11 protein-coding genes are annotated in these 19,619 nt (G+C 47.9%); 8 read left to right on the forward strand and 3 right to left on the reverse strand.

Translation table 11 applies throughout. The annotated features are described in order from the left end of the window. Positions 1-7: 7 nt before the first annotated feature. Genes MKQ68_RS09000 through MKQ68_RS09010 form a run of 3 tightly spaced genes read right to left on the reverse strand, consistent with a single transcriptional unit; the run spans position 8 to position 2,563 of the window. The gene (locus MKQ68_RS09000) at positions 8-919 is read right to left on the reverse strand and encodes a glycosyltransferase family 2 protein (protein ID WP_264283003.1); all 912 of its coding nucleotides are present in this window, start codon (positions 917-919) and stop codon (positions 8-10) included. A gap of 58 nt (positions 920-977) precedes the next feature. Beyond that, positions 978-2,123 carry a sugar transferase gene (locus MKQ68_RS09005; protein WP_264283004.1) on the reverse strand — a complete coding sequence of 382 codons (1,146 nt, stop codon included), beginning with the start codon at positions 2,121-2,123 and terminating at the stop codon, positions 978-980. Between the two features lie 50 nt (positions 2,124-2,173). Then, positions 2,174-2,563, reverse strand: a complete 390-nt coding sequence (locus tag MKQ68_RS09010) for a response regulator (RefSeq protein ID WP_244843879.1) — start codon at positions 2,561-2,563, stop codon at positions 2,174-2,176. Between the two features lie 587 nt (positions 2,564-3,150). On the opposite strand from MKQ68_RS09010, the gene MKQ68_RS09015 reads away from it, so the two are divergent. From MKQ68_RS09015 to MKQ68_RS09050, 8 genes are all read left to right on the forward strand, one after another. Beyond that, a complete protein-coding gene (locus tag MKQ68_RS09015; RefSeq protein WP_264283005.1) occupies positions 3,151-4,335 on the forward strand; it encodes a glycosyltransferase family 2 protein in 1,185 nt (394 codons plus the stop codon). 48 nt (positions 4,336-4,383) lie between these two features. After that, positions 4,384-5,148, forward strand: a complete 765-nt coding sequence (locus MKQ68_RS09020) for a class I SAM-dependent methyltransferase (protein WP_264283006.1) — start codon at positions 4,384-4,386, stop codon at positions 5,146-5,148. A 3-nt stretch (positions 5,149-5,151) separates the two neighbouring features. Further along, the gene (locus tag MKQ68_RS09025; protein ID WP_264283007.1) at positions 5,152-6,234 is read left to right on the forward strand and encodes an acyltransferase family protein; all 1,083 of its coding nucleotides are present in this window, start codon (positions 5,152-5,154) and stop codon (positions 6,232-6,234) included. Positions 6,235-6,712: 478 nt separating this feature from the next. Continuing rightward, positions 6,713-13,492 (forward strand): fibronectin type III domain-containing protein, encoded by a 6,780-nt coding sequence (locus tag MKQ68_RS09030; RefSeq protein ID WP_264283008.1) that lies wholly within the window; start codon positions 6,713-6,715, stop codon positions 13,490-13,492. A gap of 95 nt (positions 13,493-13,587) precedes the next feature. After that, complete coding sequence (locus MKQ68_RS09035; protein WP_264283009.1) at positions 13,588-15,792, forward strand: exopolysaccharide transport family protein; 2,205 nt, start codon at positions 13,588-13,590, stop codon at positions 15,790-15,792. A 24-nt stretch (positions 15,793-15,816) separates the two neighbouring features. Next, the gene (locus MKQ68_RS09040; RefSeq protein ID WP_264283010.1) at positions 15,817-16,932 is read left to right on the forward strand and encodes an acyltransferase family protein; all 1,116 of its coding nucleotides are present in this window, start codon (positions 15,817-15,819) and stop codon (positions 16,930-16,932) included. A gap of 10 nt (positions 16,933-16,942) precedes the next feature. Continuing rightward, positions 16,943-18,292, forward strand: a complete 1,350-nt coding sequence (locus MKQ68_RS09045) for a flippase (RefSeq protein WP_264283011.1) — start codon at positions 16,943-16,945, stop codon at positions 18,290-18,292. Beyond that, complete coding sequence (locus MKQ68_RS09050) at positions 18,289-19,521, forward strand: glycosyltransferase (protein WP_264283012.1); 1,233 nt, start codon at positions 18,289-18,291, stop codon at positions 19,519-19,521. Before MKQ68_RS09045 ends, MKQ68_RS09050 begins: the two co-directional genes overlap by 4 nt. Positions 19,522-19,619 lie beyond the last annotated feature (98 nt).

Below are 19,619 nucleotides of genomic sequence, written 5' to 3' on the forward strand. Positions count from 1 at the left end.
TTCAATTTTACGAAACAGGTGAATAACTTGAGTTTGTCACGTTCCAGAAAGTACCTCTCAGGAATGACTTTAAATGTTTGAACTGGCCTCTTACTGTGTACTTCAGCACCGATTTCGGGAAAGTAAACGCAGAGAAGAACAGCGTGAAGGATATCAATTGCAGCGGATTGGTGTTCCGGCGCATGTATAATATCCTGTTGCGGGTGTGGTAGTACGCTTTGATCGCACTTTCCTTACCCATGGTGATAGACTCTTTATGATAAATAAGCCCGTCAGCCACATATAATATTTTATAGCCGGCGCGGATGATCCTGGCCGACCAGTCAGATTCTTCGTAATATATAAAGAACTTATCAGCAAACATACCTACTTTTTCCAGCACTTCCCTTTTTACCAGCATGGCTGCACCGTGTGCGCAGTTTGTTGGACCGGAAATGTTGTACTGTCCCTGGTCTTCCTCGTTGCTGCCTACTGCCGACTGCCTGCCTGTAAACAGGTTCATCGGGTTAAAGCCAGCATACTGGATAACATTAGGGTGAGAGAAGTAACGGATCTTTGGGCAGGTAACGCCAATAGTAGGATCGCTTTCGAAAGGGGCCAGCAGGCGCTCCAGCAAGTCGGGGGTTACCTCGGTGTCGTTGTTCACGATGAACACGAAGTCGCCTTTGGCATGTTTCATACCAAAGTTGTTACCGCCGGTAAAACCGAGATTTTCTTTGCTGAGCAGGACCTTTACATTGGGATAGTTGCCCGCTTCGATCTGCGCCGTTGGGTCTTCTTTCGAGGCATTGTCTACAACGATGGTCTCAAAGTTCTTGTAAGTCAGGTGTTTAGTTGACTCCAGGAACTCGCAGGTGATGCCCGTTTGGTTGTAGTTCAATGTGATCAGCGACACTAACGGTTCTGAACGTAGTTTCATGGTAGTATTCCTTGTGTTGTGTATTCGGTGTATTCGAAATTAATAATATCGGGTTATCTTAAACGTTGTCTTTCTGAATGAGGGCTTTCGGCGTTTGTGCCATGATCCACATATCATACATGAAAGAGTATTTTTCGGCATAGTCTATATCCAAACCTATACGCTCATTTACGCTCATCTCTTTTTGTCCTCTTTTCTTGATCTGCCACAGGCCGGTAAGACCAGCCGGGGCATTGAAACGACCGGCATACTGATCAGTCGTAAGGGTAGCCGCTTCGTACAGAGGTAAAGGCCTGTTACCAACCAGCGACATATCTCCCTTAATTACGTTCAGCAGCTGCGGCAATTCGTCGAGGCTGGTGTTACGCAGGAAGGCGCCGAGTTTAGTTACGCGTGGGTCGTTGCTCAGTTTAAAGAACACCGGACCTTTTTCTGTTTCGGCTGTGTCGTACTGGTTCAGGTGGCTCAGTTCCTGTACCTTTTTATCGGCATCCGCACACATGGTACGGAATTTATAAAATTTGAACACCTTGTAGCGACTGCCGGCCCTTTTGGAAATATAAAAGATGGGGCCTTTTGATTCTAATTTGATGGCAACGGCTATGACAGCAAGTACCGGGCTGAGCGCCATTAACGCTGTACCGGCGGCAGTGATGTCTACAAGGCGTTTCAATAAATAGTTAACATCTTTTCCTTCATACCAGGGATGGTTCCCTTTTTTCGCATGGTCGGCCTTGGTGCTCAGTTGCCTGAACTTCCGGGCGAATTGCAGCTTCATGTTGAAGTCCGCAGCCGTGGTAGCAGGTGTGATGATATCATCGATGCCGCCCAGGCGCGCGTATTGTTGTTTCTCGCCTGCAGACAAACCTTCTGTATACAGGAAGAAAGGTATCTTACGGAAATGCTTGTTCTGTTGCAGGAACTGCAACAGGCCCTGGAGTTCAGGTGCTGATTGCTGCAGGTGGCAAATAATGTATGCCGGGGTGATGCTATTCTGTAACTTATCCTTCAACACTTTCCTTGCATTCACCGCCGTAGTGGCAATCACGGTCTCTTCCTCCTGACGGGGGAAGAAATGTTTCTGAAAAGAGCTGTCGCCGATAAACAGCGCAAACCTCATCAGGCTGTCAGACGGAAGGGAAATCATTGTCGCCAGCGGTTTCCTCTTCTGGTCTTGTAGGTGTAATGGTACGTTATAAAGCATAAACAAACAGGGGTTTTACAATTAAACAATTACATATTACCGTTCGCGGCTTACGCTATTACTACATCGGCCGGCGCATGTATATGTTTATTGACAGATTCGAGCAACTTGATCGGATCGAATGGTTTGCGCAGGAAGTCGGAGATTTTATACTCCAGATCGTGCCCCATTGTTTCCTTTGTGTCCGAACCTGTGAGGACAATAACAGGGATATCATCGTACAACACATTTCCATTCAGATATCTCACCAGTTCCCATCCATCTATATTTGGCATTTGAATATCTGTGATAATCAAATCAGGCCTGTTTCCTTTTGAAAGCCACATCATCGCCGTTAATCCATCCGGTGCCGAGAAAACCCTGTACTGCTTGCCCAGTATGGACTCCAGCAAAAAGCGGATCGGCGCGCTATCATCAATAATCAGTATTGTCTTTTTCATCTTCTTCTTTTTTCCTAATTAAAAACTACTTGTTTCGAAAGGGGATAAAACGAAGGTTGCCGGTACTCTTTTTTCGATTACACAAAAGCAACTACAACGGATAATCCAAATCCGATTTTTCCAGGATAAGGCCAGGATCAATTCCCGGCGCCTTTACCGCAAAACTTAGTAAAAGCCAGTTTTTTTATTAGGTTCCTCCAGGGGGTTAAATTATTAGTGGAACATTGCGTTCCAGGAAATTCAAAGGAAGATGGTCAGAAAGGATATATTTATTTTAATTGACTGCGTAAAAATATTAACAAAACTTGAACTTTACAAATGTTGTTAACCGAATTAACAAAAAGAACTTGCTTCTTTCTAAAATTACGTACTTCTACGCGTAGTCGTGCCTGTTTAACTGAACGCAAAATTATAATAACTGTAAATTCATAATATAAGAGAATTGGTAAATGGTTAAATTTTCCTCGTAAGCGTCAATTTTTGCAGAGTGAATGACCCCAAATTCCGTGTAGACGTTCCAATTATCACCCACCTTATTTAAATTCTTTTATAATTTGGCACTGTAATTAGCCCCGCAATCAGCCGATATGATACTGAAATTAATATTTTTTGCCAGCTTTATAATCCTGTTTTACAATTATGTAGGTTACGGATTACTGCTGCTGGTCCTGGTAAAAATTAAGCGCTGGTACCGGAGAGATACTCCGGCCGATACGTTTATGGAGCCGCCCGTAACCCTGCTCGTGGCCGCTTATAATGAAGAAGACTTTATTCGCGAAAAGGTTACCAATACGCTGGAGCTGGATTACCCGGCCGACAAGCTTCATATTATATATATCACCGACGGTTCGTCTGACCGTACGCCGGATATCATTAAAGAGTACCCCCGGGTGCAGTTATTGCATGAGAACGCCCGCCGCGGCAAAACGGCAGCGATTAACCGGGCGATGGCACATGTTACCACCCCCTACGTTATTTTCTGTGATGCTAACACCTTATTAAATAAAGAAGCCATCCGCAACATCGTGAAGCATTACGCCGACGCACAAACGGGCGGCGTGGCCGGTGAAAAGAAAGTAGTAGCCTCCGGCGATGCAAACGCCGCATCCACGGAAGGCGTGTACTGGAAATACGAATCGCTCCTGAAGAAGTGGGATGCCGAGCTGTATTCCGTTGTGGGCGCGGCTGGGGAGTTGTTTTCCGTTAGAACGGAATTATATGAACAGGTAGAACCCGAGGTGGTACTGGATGACTTTATCATCTCCCTGCGCATCTGCCAGAAAGGTTTTCGTATTGCTTATGCCCCCGATGCTTTCGCCATGGAGTCGCCATCCGCCTCAATAACTGAGGAGCATAAACGAAAAGTGCGTATCAGCGCCGGCGGCTTCCAGTCGATCGTGAAGTTAAAGGCCCTGCTGAACATATTCCGTTATCCCCTCCTCTCCTTCCAGTACATCAGCCATCGTGTGCTGCGCTGGACATTAAGTCCGCTCAGCCTGCCCATACTGTTCGTCAGCAACCTGCTGCTGGTATGGACGGAGCCACAGGTTTGGCTCTGGCAACTAGTGCTGGCCCTGCAGCTTTGCTTTTACGGAGCGGCAATTACGGGCTACTTCCTCGCTAATCGTAACATTAAGAGCAAACCATTTTATATCCCCTTTTATTTCCTGTTCATGAACATTGCGGTGTTCCAGGGATTTTTCAGGTTTATTACTAAGAGACAGGCTGCCGCCTGGGAGAAGTCCCGCAGGCTGGTGGCTGTTAAGAGCTAATGCACAAGGAGTCTGTACCGTATTGCCACAACTGTAAAAACGAGCGAAATGCATCCGAAACTAAAAGCGTTCTTAAAGAAAACTGCCTTGCCGGTATACCTGAAGTTACGCGGCGTTTATTATAAGGGAAATGCCGTGTATTGCCCGGTTTGTGAGGGCAGTTACACCACCTTTCTGCCCGCAGGCTCTGACCAGCGTAAGGTTCAATGTCCGCGTTGCCGCTCTAACGAACGCGACCGCATGTTGTGGATGTACCTCGATCGCCATCCGGAGTTCGTGGCACCAGGCAAAAAGCTGCTGCACGTAGCCCCGGAGGCGATGTTCTATAACCGTTTTAAGAAGATTAAAGGGCTCGACTATACGCCGGCAGACAAATTTGCCCAAATGTTCGAAAGTACCTATCCGCAGGATACCATTTACCTGGATATTGTGGATATGAAAGAAATACCGGACAATACCTACGATGTAATCATTTGTTCGCACGTACTCGAATATGTGAAAGAGGACCTGCAGGCCATGAAGGAACTGCACCGGGTATTGAAGCCGGGCGGCGTAGCACTGTTACAGGTGCCTTTACGTGCTGGCATGGCCGTTACTCATGAGGACGATAGCATTACAACGCCCGAGCAGCGTGCCATCGTATTCGGCGATCCCGGACACATCCGGTTTTACGGAGAGGATTTTAAAGACAGGCTGGAGTCGCAGGGCTGGAAGACCGGTTTTGTTCCGATCACAGATCTGCACCCCGACGAGGAGATTGACCGGTGCGTTTTAATTAAAAGCGACGATTTTCATTTTTGTTATAAACATTAAGCAATGAGCAATGTGTTAAGCCCGGGCGCGACAGCTACACCGACGGAAACGGCGGCGCCTCAGAAACCCAAGAAGGAGTTTCTGAATTACATTCATTATTTCAGAGGCATTGCCATTTTTTACGTAGTGGCGGCGCACATTTTGGTGGACTGGCCGGAGGGCTCAACGATGCGGTATGTACTGGATGCCTTTTTCCAGAACAGTACCATCTTGTTTCTCTTTATCGCGGGCTACCTGTTTCAACATCTGTCAGGCAAGTTTGAATACAAAGATTACCTCATCAAAAAGTTCCAGAACGTGCATGTCCCGTACCTGGTACTTTCGGCTCCGCTCATCATTTATCGCGTGGTGCAACAGGACATACCCGGCTTTACCCTGGAAGATCATCCCGATTTCGGTACCTGGCCCGCCTGGAAGCAGGTTGCCGAGTATTTGTTACATGGTGGCCACCTGCAGCCATACTGGTTCATCCCGATGATTACCCTGATGTACCTGCTGGCGCCGGTATTACTTTATATAGACAGAAATCCGAAGCTTTACTGGGTGCTGGTACCGTTGTTCGCACTGTCGTTCATCATCAAACGACCGCCCCTGTCTTATACGTTCACCATGCTCGCACACTTTACTTCTGTATACGTGTTCGGTATGTTCATGAGTCACTTCAAAAAGGAGTACCTCGAATTTGCGAAGAAATATTACATCCCGATCACAGTGGTGTCGCTGGCGCTGACGGTGATGTTGTGTACGCCTTATCCCCTGTTTACAAAGTACTACAGTGAGCTGAACTTCGTGCAGAAGCTGTCGCTCACCGGTTTGTTCATTTACTGGCTGTGGCGCTGGGATGCCAAAATGCCGAAGCCGCTGCTAAACCTGCTGGCTAACCTGAGTTTCGGGCTGTTCTTCGTTCATTACTTCTTTGTATTGGCGATGCGTGGCGGCTACATCTTCCTGTTCGGCCGCGAGTGGCCTGGAAACATTTTGAGCTGGACGATCAACTTTGCGATCACCTTTACGTTGAGCGTGCTGTTCCTGATGGCGGTGAAGAAGGTTACAGGAAAGAACAGCAAGTATTTCGTGGGCTGCTAACAGCGTAAAGCAACAGTTATCAGCAGCTTATTAAATTAAAGGAAGTTTTAAATAGAAACTTAAGGATATTCATACACCGGTTAAAAAATGGCGGTCATACCGCAAAAGATGCTATTCACTGCCATTTTTTAACTTTTTGCAAACTTTTTTTTAGAGATATTATTTTTCTTTATACCTTGCACGAAATTCCATAATCTGTATTTCAATACTGATACAAGGAATTGAATAGAACCGAATCGAGCACAGCCTACGCATCATTGCAAAGACCTGATTGCTGCTTATTTTACCATTCCTCCGCAAAGACCGCAACGGTTATCTTTTTTGGCCACCAACCCTTTGGTAACCTTTATTATTTCGACCACATCCCATGAATGATCTGTGTAAAGATCTTATGACTGTTTATTGCCTATACCGTAAATAGCAGCTGGAGAATGTCTATAAGTTTTACACTTTACCAGGTTTTTCAATTATCATTTATATGAAAAAATTCTACCACCTACTTGTAATTTTAATGCTGGCCTTCGTTCAGCTGGTTAACGCGCAAGGCGTGCTGGATCCGAACGACCCCATCGTAGTTTACAATCCTGCCAGTCCCCCAACGGAGCCGGCCTATAACCAGATAGGCAAATGGGTGAAGACGAACAGAATTTCTAACTGGAACACTTCCTCCTACAAGTGTTATATTTTCAACGGTATCCAGTTCCGCTTAAAATTCCCCAAGTCTTACCAGCACGGTGTTGCCGATGGTAAGAAATACCCCGTAATTATTTTCTTTCATGGTTTAGGAGAGAGAGGTACCAAGTTTGACAATGAATACCAGTTGTATCATGGCGGTAAGAAACATGCCGAGATGGTAGACAATGGTACGTTTGACGGCTTCCTGCTATATCCGCAAAACACGGATGGTTATTTTGGCCAGGGACACTTCAATGCGATCAATGCGATCATCAACAACTTCATGGTGCCTAATAACAAGGTGGATATCAACCGTATTTCTATCGACGGCCTTTCAGCCGGCGGTAGCGGCGTTTGGGAGTTTCTGCTCGCTTATCCGCGACTGGTTGCCAGTGCGCAGCCAATCAGCGCGGCTTCTCAATCTTACTCCAGCGGTATCAACAACTATAAATACACGCCAATCTGGCATTTTCAGGGTGGTGTAGATAATAATCCTACCCAGGACCAGGCACAGGCACTCTATAACTCTATCAACAATGCAGGTGGTAACGTAAAACTTACTATCTATCCAACGCTGGGTCACTCCTGCTGGGATAAAGCATGGGCAGAGCCGGACTACTGGCCGTTCATCAACAGGGCGCATAAGGCTAACCCCTGGCCTTTAACGGGCAGAACAGAATTCTGTCCCGGTGATCCAATCAACGTAACCCTGGGTTTAACACCAGGTTTCACCGCATACGAATGGCGTAAAGACGGCAACGTTATTGCTAACGCTACAGGTAACACCCTGGTAGTTACTTCTATCGGAACATATTCCGCCAGGATCAGAAGAGGCACCGAATGGTCTGAGTATTCTCCCAACCCGGTAGTAATAAAGATCAAAGCCCCAACCGTTCCTCCGACTATTTCCGTAACACCTGCACTGAGCAGCGTGGCAATACCTTCTCCGGACGGCAAAACCGGTGTAACATTGGCTGTTCCTGCCAATTATGAAACTTATCTCTGGAAAAAAACAACTGATAACGTAACCCTGGGTACAGCGGCTACTTATAATGCAACCAGCGCGGGTGATTACCACGTGCGGGTGAAAGAACAATACGGCTGTTCCAGCGAATTTACCGAGTCATTCAAAGTAGTGAACGCGAACGGTGCCAACAAACCGCTTCCGGCTGCTGCGCTGGCAGGTAACCCGCTGTCTAAAACAGCAGTTGCGCTGAGCTGGAACGATAATCCTGCAGCTACGTATAATGAAACCGGTTATGAGATTTATCGCTCTACTTCTGCAGGTAGCGGCTACGCGTTTATCGCACTCACAGCTGCCAATGCTACCTCTTACCAGGATAATAACCTGAACGCAAACACTAAGTATTATTATATAGTACGCGCAGTAAACAGCTTCGCAGCATCTGCAGTAAGCAATGAAGCCGCTGTAACTACTTTTGCGGATAACAATCCTCCTACCGTTCCGGGCAACCTCACGATCACTGCGACAACCAACAGCTCTGTAAGCCTGTCCTGGACGGCTTCTACAGATGACGTAGCAGTTTCGAAATATGAGCTGTACGTGAACGGCGTTAAGTCTTACATTATCGATAGCACCGCTACTACCTTCACGGTAAATGGCCTGTCTAAAGATCTGCTGTATACATTTATCCTGAAGTCGAAAGACGTAAGCGGTAACCTGTCTATCGCGAGCAACCAGGTAAGCACTTACCCACTGTCTTCCGGCCTGAACTACAAGTACTACACCGGTAGCTGGACGTCTCTGCCTAACTTTAATAACCTCACCCCGGTAAAAATGGGTCGCACCGCCACAACTGATATTGGTGTAAGGACCCAGGAAGACAACTTTGCATTCCTTTGGGAAGGTTATATCTATATCCCGGTTACAGGTAACTACACCTTCGAGACACAGTCCGATGCGGGTAGCAAATTGTACATCGGTACATACAATCCGAACGCTGCTGCCCTCGTGGACAACGATGGCGTACACAGTGCTCAGTACCGTGAAGGCACTATCTACCTCCAGAGAGGTTCTTATCCTATCACGATCACTTACTTCGAAACTACCGGCAGCCACAGCATGAGAGTGTATTGGAAAAATACCGCTCATGGTGTTAGCAGCAGGCAGGAAATTCCGGCTGCTTACTACAAGCAGTACGAGACTCCGCTGGCTGATGTTCCTGCTGCACCGTCTACCGTTAAAGCTACCGCGCTTACTTATAATAAGATCGGTCTTACTTGGGCAGACAACAGTAATGACGAAACTGGTTTCGAGATTTATCGCGCGACGAGCAACTACGGTACATATGCGCTGATCGGTACAGCCGCTGCTAATGCGACCAGCTTCACCGATACGACTGTAAACCCGGTAACTACTTACTTCTACCAGGTACAGGCGATCAACAGCAATGGTGGTTCCGGCTATAGCCCGATGGATGTTTACGGTTTGTACTACCAGAGCTACAACCTGGTAAACCAAACCAGCATGCCTAACTTCGATGCATACAAACCTAATAAAACAGGTTTCACACACATCGTTAACCAGGACATCCGCAGCACAGATAATAACCTGGGTATCCGTTTCGCGGGTGCTATCAATATTACTACTGCAGGTACTTATACTTTCTATACCAGCTCCAATGACGGTAGCAACCTGTATATCGGTACGCTGGATAGCGCTGGCCTCGTGGTGAGAAACGACGGTGTACGCAGCAGCACTGTAGAAAGAAGCGGTACTAAAACACTGGCTGTAGGCAGGTATCCAATTTACGTGACCTACTTCCAGAACACAGGTAGCCGTGCCCTGTCTGCGTCTTACGCAACAACAGGCCTCAGCAAACGTGCGATCCCAGCTGCAGCGTTCGAAAACCCGAACCTGAAAGCGACCACCTTCGCTATGCCTGGCGCACCAGTAGCACCAACTTCCCTGGTGGCTAACGGTACCAGCGGTAAATCAATTGGCTTAACATGGGCTGACGTTCCTGGCGAAACTGGTTACAATGTATACCGTTCCGTAAACGACAACAGCACCTTCACCCTGCTGGCGGCGGTAGATTCTAACACTACTACCTACAGCGATACAGCAGTATTCCCACGCACCACTTACTACTATAAAGTAAATGCGAAGAACATTGGCGGTACATCCGGTTTCAGCAACGAAGCAAACGCTAAAACGCTGAACACCCTGCCAGTGCTGAACACGGAGCTGCCTGACCGCACACTGCACTATGCAACCCCGCTGACGATCAACATCAACGCTACCGATGCGGATGCCGACGGCCTGACGCTGACTACCACTAACCTGCCTTCGTTCGCTACCTTTACAGATAACGGCGACGGTACTGGTACACTGAATTTCAGCCCAACCATTGCCACCCTCGGTACTTATAACGACATCGCGATCACTGCAACCGACGTTAACGGCGGCGTGGCATCCAAATCGTTCAAGCTGACCGTAAACGACAACTTCTCTCCTGTTATGACTGCTATCAGCAATGTAACACTGGCTGAGAAAGGTACAGCGCAGATTGACGTGACTGCTACTGATGCGAACGCAGGTGACGATATTCAATGGAGTGCTATTGGTCTGCCTGCATTCGCAAGCCTGACGTCTAACATGGGTACTGCGCAGATCGTGCTGAACCCGACTTACTCCGACGCGGGTACTTACGCGGTAACGCTGACAGTAAACGACGGTAAAGGTGGTATTGACAGCAAAACATTCAATATCAACGTAACCGACGTTAACCCGAACAAACAGTTCTACTTCAACTTTACCCGTCCGGGTGCTGCAATGGCAGCTGCTCCATGGAACAACCTGAACAGGATGGCCGTGAGCGGTGATAGCTACCCAGGCATTAAAGACGCTGCTGGCAATACAACTGGTGTTGCGCTGACTATCGTGAGCAACTGGCAGGCGGTTAACGGCGGTGATAACACTACTACCCTCGGTTCTACTACCTATAACAACAGTGGTGTGTACCCTGACGTGGTGATCAGCTCTGGTTTCTGGACACAGAATGCTACCCAAACCTTTAAACTGACTGGTTTGGAAGCTAACTACAAATACAACTTTACCTTCTTCGGTAGCCGTGGCGGTATTGCTGATACCCGTACTACTGCTTACTCGATCAACGGTACTACTGTAACACTGGTAGCGAGCAACAACTCCTCGAATACGGTATCGATCAACAACATCTCTGCTGACGCGAACGGTGAGGTATCTATCAACATGGGTAACACCGCTGGCCAGTATGGTTACATCGGCGCTATGGTGGTAAATGCTTCTTACGACGACGGTAATGCTCCGGCAGCACCTCGCAACGTGGTAGTAGAGAATACACCAAACGGTGCTAAACTGACCTGGACCGACGCAGCGTTCAACGAAACTGCTTATGAAGTGTTCAGATCAGCGACCAAAGAAGGTACTTACAGCCTGCTGAGCCCGGTAGCTGCTGCTAACGCCACCACTTACACTGATGGAACGGTAGCTGCTAACCAAACCTGGTTCTATGCTGTGCGTGCGATCAATGGTAATGGTAACTCAGCATTCTCTGACAGCGTAAGCGTAACCGTTGCGAACAAAAATCCGCAGATCACGGCTATTGCAAACCAGTCACTGAAATCTGACACTACTTATATTATCCCGGTTGTTGCCTCTGATGATGCTGGTGATGTTATCACCCTGTCATCTGACAACCTGCCTGCTTTTGCATCACTGGTAAACACCGGCAACGGTACTGCTAACCTGGTGATCAATGCTAACGCTGGCCAGGCTGGTACTTACAACAATATCGTGATCAACGCAGCCGACGACCATGGCGGTTCTTCTTCCGATACTTTCAACATCAGCGTGAGAGATAAATCACTGACTGCTGTTTACATCAACTTCAACGATGGTGCCGTTCAGGCAACTGCTCCATGGAACAACTTCAACGCAGTTCCAAATGCAGGTGTATCTGTAAACAATGCGATTGACGAAACCGGTGCTGCTTCCGGTATCAAAGTAACACTGACGGATGCGCTGACTGCAGCGAACAACGTTGGTGTGAATACTGGTAACAACTCCGGTGTGTACCCAGATGCTGTAATGCGTTCCTTCTACTACGAAGAAACCACGACTGCTAAGCGTATCACGATTTCTGGTCTGTCTTCTACCAGGAAGTACAACCTGATCTTCTTCGGTAGCCGTGAAAACACTACAGACGATCGTACCACTGTTTACTCCGTAGGTGCACAATCTGTATCACTGAACGCTTCCAGCAACAGCCGCAATACTGTTCAGATCAACGGTCTGAGCCCTGATGCAAACGGTAACATCGTTTACACCATTAAGAAAGGACCAAGCTCCCTGTTTGCTTACATGGGTGCCCTGGTTATCCAATACTACGATGATAACGGTCTGCCTTTAGCACCTGGTGCCCTGACAGCAGATGGTAAAACACGCACTTCCATCGACCTGGCATGGCAGGATAAAACCAGCACAGAGACTGGCTTCGAAATCTATCGTGCAACAACGCAGAATGGCACTTATTCACTGGTGACCACTACTGCTGCCAACGCGACTACTTACACCGACGTAAACCTGACATCCGGTACCCAGTACTACTACAAAGTGAGGGCTAGAGTGAATGCTTCTACCTTCTCTGAGTACAGCAACCTGGCAACCGCCGGTACAATGGCCTTCGGTGTTCACGTAAACGTAAGCGTATCTTCTAACGGTGCGTTCCCATGGAATAACACTGCTACCCTGCCTTATGAGAACCAGACGTTGACCAACATGATCGACGACCAGGGTATTCCGAGCGGTATCAACTGGACCATCTTCGATGCGTTCACTGGTACAAACGGTGCAGGTGCGGTAACTGGTAACAACACCGGTGTTTATCCTGATAAAGTGATCCAGGAATCTTACTACACAGACGCAGGCGATACCGCTAAGATCCGTGTAACAGGCCTGAACCAGACATTCGCTTACAGCTTCACCTTCTTCGGTAGCCGTGCAACTGTAGACGATAACAGGACCACCGTATACAATATCAATGGTCAAACTGTTTCGCTGAAAGCAGATAAGAACAGCAACAACGTTGTTTCTCTTGAGAAGATCACGCCTAATGAAAATGGTGAGATCGTAATCTCGATCTACAGCGCAATCCAGTTCGGTTACCTGAACGCCATGGTCATCCAGGCATTCCCGAATGCAGAACTTAGCAACAACACCAACAATACAAATAGCCTGAACACCGTTTCAGTAGCGAGAACTTCAGGTGGTGTGAGCGACTACAGCAACAAGCTGATAGAAGTACAGCAAGACGGACTGACTGTCGACAAAGTGTTCCCGAATCCGTTTAAACAGGAAGTATACCTGAACGTAACAAGAACAGGTAAACCATCCCGTGTAAGCTGGATCCTCTATGATCTGAAAGGTGGTGTAGTATCCCGCAGGGATGTTGGTGAACTGGCAGCAGGCAGCCATGTGCTGAAAGTTGCAGCAGACCGCCAGATTCCGGTAGGAATGTATATCTTGCAGATTATTGCGGACGGTCAACCGGTGAAATCAGTGAAATTGCTCAAACAATAAACAATATTCCGGCACTGAAAAAATCCGGTTCTCGCAACCGGATTTTTTCAGTGTTATCAAATTAGAATCTTTTATACTTTAAAGAATCCGTCAATATGGATCTTATTTATTTATTTAAGTCGCTGCTTCGCCGGAAATGGCTGATTATAGGCAGTACGATCTTAGCTGTAGTCCTCGCGTTTCTGTTAACCATGAATGAGAAAAAGCTGTATCGCTCCTATGCCCAAATGGCGACAGGCTTCACGACCGCTTCCAGCCAGGTGAAACTGCAGGATGCGGGCTTTAACATTTATGAGATTGATGTGAAGTTCAACAACGTGGTTGAATCTTTCCGCTCCCCCAAAGTTATCGGCATGATTTCCTATCAGCTGATGATCCACGACCTCGAAAATCCAAAACCTTACAGAACACTTTCCAGTGAAGACAAGGAAACCGAACGTGGATTGAAGATCGACCGCAATAAAATGCTGGCCGCACTTCACGATCATTATAATAAGGAGAAGCTGCTGAGCTCTTTCGATAACGAGGAGCGCAAATACCTGGAGCTGATCAAATTATACAAATACGATCTTGAGAACATCCGTAAGCTCCTGTATGTTGACAGGGTGCAGCGTACGGACTTTGTAAATATTGAGTTCAACTCGGGTAACCCGGAACTTTCTGCATTTGTGGTAAACCAGATCTGTCAGGAGTTTTTGAGGAACCACGAGTCTTCCCGCTCTCAGCAGAACGTACAGTCTATCTCCACCTTAAAAACCCTGGTTGACCAGAAGAGAGCTGAACTGGACTCGAACCTGGCCATCCTGAGGGTGCGTGGTGGCGTAGACGTATCTGTAGAAAGCACCAGCAAACTGACGCAGGTGTCTACGTTCGAAACCCGCCTGGCCGATGAGCGTAACCTGTTGAACATGGCGCGCAACAGCCTCGATGAAATTGAAGGCCGCCTGCGCGAAATGGAGCGTACGAACACCACGACTACTACCGGTTCCAGCTCCAGCGCGAACCTGGAGTACGTAAGGGTGAAAGCGCAACGCGACCAGGTACTGGCAGAATATGTAAATAAAGGTTCTAACGATCCTGAATTGTATGCCCGTTACCAGAAACTGGCAAAAGAGGCCCAGGTGAAACTGAATGCCATCAACAGTAATAGCGGCGGCGCCATAGGCTCACCCGGTGTAGAAACCAAAGCCAGCTTACTGCAGAAGAAATCTGACCTGGAAGTACAGATCAAAAGTGCGGAACAGAACATCGCTTCTTACAATTCCCGCATCGGTTCACTGAACTCCAGCGTAAACTTCGCAGCGCAACGTAATGCCGACAACCTGGCCATGCAGAAACAGGTAGAGCTGGCCCAGGCCGAATATGAAAACGTCAAATCCCGCTACGATGCGGCGCTGAATAACAAGGTGGCTCCGATGGACGACTTCCGTCAGACGTTATTCGGCCAGCCTGCGGTTGAGCCGGAGCCTTCCAAACGTGTGATCATCCTCGGTTTTGCGGGTATGACCATGTTCGTGTTCTGCTGTATCGCGATCATCTTTATGGAGTATGTGGACGTGTCTATCAAAACACCTTCGCAGTACCTGAGGACCATGGACCTGAAAATGATCGGTGTGATCAGCCGCCTGGGCGGTAAGAAGCCTTCCGTAGCAGAAGCTTTCGAGGCAGAAGCTGATAAAAAGAAAAAGACCGGCGCCGAGTTCAGGGAGCAGCTGCGTAAGATCCGTTACGTGATCGAACAAAGCGGCCATAAAATTTACCTGGTAACCAGCGCACGTAAAGGCGAAGGTAAAACCACGGTGATTAAAGCCCTGGCGAAGTCTCTCAGCCTGAGCCACAAGAAAGTCTTATTGATCGATGCCAACTTCCCGAACAATACGCTCACACAAAGCTTCGAGGCGCAGCCAACACTCGAGGATTTTACCGCTCAGGATAACAACGTGAGCTTCCAGAAAATGAGCGCTTCCGTTAGCCAGACCGATATCCCGAACGTTGACATTATCGGTTGTAAAGGTGGCGACTACACGCCTACCGAGGTGTTGGGCGAAAACAACCTGTTGCGTTATGCACAACTGCTTTCTACCGGGTACGACTATATTTTTATCGAAGGGCCTGCGCTGAATGGCCGCGCGGATAGCCGCGAGCTGGTGCGTTACGCAGACTCCGTTATTTCTGTTGTATCAGCAAGGTCCAGCGTGAAACAAACCGATAAAGAATCGCTTGCATTCCTGAAAGATTTAAAAGAGAAATACACCGGCGCCGTTTTGAACAACGTTGAGCCGGGCAACATCGATCTGTAAGTTTCCCCCAACACAACGGCAACCATGAAAATTAAGTTGTTTAACTACGAGGTTGTGAACCAAAGCCGGCTTCCCTGGGTTGATTACGCCCGGGGGATAGCGATCATCCTTGTGTTATATCGTCATATTTATGAAGGTATTTCGCGGGCGGGGCTCTCCGACCAGAAGTTTGCTTATCTCGAGCATGCCAATATTATATTTTATAGCTTCAGGATGCCGCTGTTCTTTATCCTTTCGGGTATTTTCATCGGCAAAAGTCTTAGTAAAAGAAGTGTGCAAACACTGATCAGTACTAAGTTCAACACCCTCTTCTGGCCTTACCTGGTGTGGTCGCTGCTGCAGGTTACCCTGCAATTGCTGCTTTCCAACTACGTAAATGCCGACCGTACGCTTAACGACTACTGGTACATCTTTGTGTTCCCACGGAGGATCGACCAGTTCTGGTATCTGTACGCGTTATTCAACGTATCAGTGCTATACATCATTACCCGCGAAAAGTTTAAGTTCCAGGTGTGGCACCAGCTTGTACTCGGTGCGGTTGCATTCGGTGTATCGAGCTGGTTATCGGTAAACAAGATCGATCTTGGATTTGGATATGATCTGCTGCATTATTACGTGTTCTTCGCGCTGGGCGATCTTATCTCCGACAAGTTGCTGAATAAGGAAATGTACGCGAAGTACGCTTCCTGGAAGACATTCGCGATACTGCTACCTGTCTTTATCATCGGACAGTACTACTTCCTGGAAAAGAACCTGGCGATGGGCGACTATGAATACGTGGAAGCTTTTCAGCCGGTAATATTTGTATTGATCGCCGTTTCCGGCTGTGCGTTTATGGCCAACCTGGCGTTTATCCTGCAAAAGTTTAACGTGATGCAGTGGCTACGCTGGATAGGGTTCCATTCCCTGTATATTTATGTATCGCACGTATTGGTGGCTTCGGCTACCCGCGTAATACTGGTGAAGGCCGGCATCACCTATGTGCCGCTGATGCTGGCCATTTGCCTGGTGTTGGCGCTCATCATACCGATCATTGTTTACAACGTGGCTGTTTCTGTGGGCGCCTGGTGGCTGTATAGCCTGGAGAAGCCGAAGGAAAGTAAGCCGGTAACCGTTACGCCCAAACAACAACCTGTTTAAGTTAACCGTCATGAGTGAAAAAAAGTATGCATATTGGTTGAAATCAGGCGTGTATAGCGGCCTCCAGAAACTGACAGTCGTGCTGTTCGGTTTCGGTACCGTTATGCTCCTCACCCGCTCTACCGATCCGGCAGATATGGGTGTGTGGAGCCTGTTCCTGATATTCATAGGTTACATAGAAACCATTCGCAGTTCTCTTATTAAGAACGCGGTGATCAAATACCTGAACAGCAGTGAGAAGTCGGAACACGTGTATGTAAATTCCGCGGCGCTCTGTCTGAATATAGCCATTACCGTAGCAATGGCCGCATTACTTGCCGCTTTTATATTGCCATTAAGCATTTACCTGAACGCGCCTGCGCTCACACAGGTGATTTATATCTTTTTACCCGGATTATTGTTACTGATCCCCTTCTCTCACTTTGAATGGGTGCAGAACGCCAACGCCGACTTTAAGGGCGTGTTTTGGGCTTACATGATCCGCCAGGGTACTTCGTTTGTGCTGATTGTGGCAGATTACCTGATCCATAAACATGTGACGTTGCTGTCGCTCATTATTTACTATAATGCGGGCATCGTGCTGGGAACGATCATCTCTTACTTCTTTGCGCGTAGGTTCCTGTTGAAGCAGTTTCGTTACAGCAGCAAGTGGTTATCTACCATGTGGCATTTTGGTAAGTATGTTTTTGGTACGAACCTGAGTGCGTCTGTATTCCGCAACACCGACCAGTTTATTGTGTCGTCGTTGCATGGTACAGGCATTGTGGCGTTATATGGCGTTTGTGTACGTATCTCTAACCTGGTGGACGTGCCTTCGCAGGTGTTGGGCGACATCCTCTTTCCAAAAAGTGCGGAGGTGATGAAGTCGGGCGACCTTAACAAGGTAAAGTTTTATTATGAAAAGGCAGTTGGGGTGGTGATGGCGATCTGTATTCCGGGCAGCCTGTTTATCTTCCTGTTCCCGAAATTTGTGCTGCTGGTCGTTGGTGGTGATAAATATGTAGAAGCCGCGCAACTGTTGCAGCTGACCATGGCATACGGCTTGTTCCTGCCGTTCATTAAGCAGTTCGGTACTATCATGGACTCTACCGGTGCGCCTAAAGTCAACTTCCTGGTGATGACGGTTACAGCAATAGTAAACATCGGTATCTGTAGTGTTTTTGCCCGTCAGTTCGGCATTCCCGGTGCGGCTATCGGTACGATGACGTCTTATTTCCTTTGCTTCCTGGTGACGTCGGCTATTCTGCATAAGCGGTTTAATGCGAGCATTATCAACTGTTTCCGGTACATGTTCCAGTTTTATCCTGAAGCGTACCAGTTATTTCAACAAAGGTTTTTACTTAAACTGAAAGCAAGATGATAACAGGAAGGGATATAATCGTTGTTGGACTGCAATCCTGGGATATCAGCATCGGCAGTAACTGTAAAAACATTGCCTGGGAGCTGGCTAAACACAACCGCGTGTTGTACGTAAACCGCGCGCTGGACAGGATTTCGGCTATCCGCCTGAAACATGAGCCGGATATACACAATCGTATCCAAAGTCTGAAAGGTATTACGCCCGCCATTCAGCAGATAGCACCGCAGTTATGGACGTTGAACCCGATCACCCTGCTCGAATCCATGAACTGGGTGCCGGGCAGTGCATTCTTCGATTGGTTCAACCGCATCAACAACCGCCGTATCGCGACGGAAATTAATAAAGCCACGAAAGAAATGGGGTTCAGTAACGTGATCCTCTTTAACGATAACGACTTCTTCAGGGGATTTTATCTGCCTGAAATGCTGAATAACATCAGCAGCACCATCTATTATATACGCGACAATCTCACCAGCCAGCCTTATTTCGCGAAGCAGGGCAAACGCCTGGAGCCATTGCTGATGGCCAAGTCCGACATGGTAGTGGCCAATTCCGCTTACCTGCGGGATGTTGCCGCTCAGTACAATCCCCGCTCCTACGACATTGGCCAGGGCTGTGAGTTTGATATATTTGTGCCAGACAATTTCCCCGACAAACCGGCGGAGATGGCTGGTTTGAAAGGGCCGGTAGTCGGGTATGTAGGTGCCTTGCTCACGTCCCGCCTGGATATTGCGATCATCGAACATATCGCACAGCAGCGCCGGGACTGGAATATTGTGCTGGTTGGGCCGGAAGATGAAGGTTTCAAGGCCAGCGCCCTGCACGGTATGCAGAATGTGGTCTTTACCGGTAACAAGTCAGTGAAGGAATTACCGGCCTACATCGCGCATTTCGATGTGTGCATCAACCCGCAGGTATTGAATGATATGACCATTGGTAACTATCCCCGCAAGGTAGATGAGTACCTGGCCATGGGCAAACCTGTCGTAGCAACTGCCACCGCCGCTATGGAAATGTTCCGGCCATACACCTGGTTGTGTAAAGATGCGGCAGCGTATGTATCGGCGATCGAAAGCATCCTCAATACGCCGGCCGACCCGGCAAAGGCGGCGGAAAGAAGAAGTTTCGCGCTGTCACATACCTGGGAGAACAGTGTGGAGGCGATGAGCCGTTACTTTGAAGGGCTCAAACAAACCCGCCAGCGGGCAGCTGCGCTAAGTAATCAATAAAAGAAATGATTATGAGCGATCAACGATTTAGTGACGATAACATATTGGAAATATTTGTGACGTTATTTGTGCTATTTGTCATATTTTTCATGGCAGTT

The sequence above is a fragment of the Chitinophaga horti genome, from assembly GCF_022867795.2.
Taxonomy (GTDB): Bacteria; Bacteroidota; Bacteroidia; order Chitinophagales; family Chitinophagaceae; genus Chitinophaga; species Chitinophaga horti.